This is a genomic window from Bradyrhizobium sp. SHOUNA76, from assembly GCF_023006445.1.
In the GTDB taxonomy this organism is placed as follows: Bacteria; Pseudomonadota; Alphaproteobacteria; order Rhizobiales; family Xanthobacteraceae; genus Bradyrhizobium.
On sequence record NZ_JALBHA010000986.1, the window covers coordinates 1 to 902 of the forward strand.

The window sequence follows — 902 nt, forward strand, 5'->3', positions numbered from 1 at the left end:
ATGCAGCAGGCGCTGGTGGCTTCGGGCGTTGCGCGCAGCGTGCAGGTCACCAACGTTCCCGGCGCCGGCGGCAGCGTCGGCATCGCGCAGTTCGTCAACGGCGCCAAGGGCGACGGCAACCAGATGATGGTCAACGGCTTCGTCATGGTGGGCGCGCTCGCCATGAACAAGTCGCCGGTAACGCTGGAGCAGGTGACGCCGATCGCGCGCCTCACCGAGGAAATCCAGGTGATCGTGGTTCCCGCGAATTCGCCGATCAAGAATGCGCAGGATCTGGCCGCTGCAGTGAAGGCCGATATCGCCAAGGTGACCTTTGCCGGCGGCTCGGCCGGCGGCGTCGATCATGTGATGGCCGCACTGTTTGCCGGCGCGGTCGGTGCCGACGCGAAGAAGATCAACTACATCCCGTTCTCCGGCGGCGGCGAGTCGCTCGCCGCGATCCTCGGCGGCAAGGTCACCGCGGGCATTTCGGGCCTCAGCGAATATGAAGGGCAGATCAAATCCGGGAAGCTGCGCGCGATCGGCGTGACCTCGGAGAAGCGCATCCCGGGGAGCGACATCCCGACCTTCAAGGAGCAAGGCATCGACCTCGTGATCGCCAATTGGCGTTCGGTGGTCGCGCCTCCCGGCATCACGCCGGAGCAGCGCAAGACCTTGAGCGATGCGGTCGAGAAGATGGTGAAGTCGGATGCCTGGAAGGAAATCCTCAAGCAGAAGGGCTGGGAGGACGCCTATCTCGGCGGCGATGCCTTCGCCGACTTCCTGAAGAAGGAAACGGTGCGCGTCACCGACGTGCTGAAATCGGTCGGCCTGGTCAAATCATGACCTCAGGCGATCCGGCCCAGCCGCCGCGGCGCGTCGATCGCGCCGGCATCGTCATCGCCGCCTTGCTCGCGGCGCTC

The 902-nt window shown here is 65.5% G+C and carries 1 protein-coding gene; it reads left to right on the forward strand.

The annotated features are described in order from the left end of the window. Positions 1 to 825 (forward strand): tripartite tricarboxylate transporter substrate binding protein (locus MOV74_RS39170; RefSeq protein ID WP_246932966.1); only part of this gene is annotated, 825 nt, incomplete at its 5' end. Between the last annotated feature and the right edge of the window lie 77 nt (positions 826 to 902).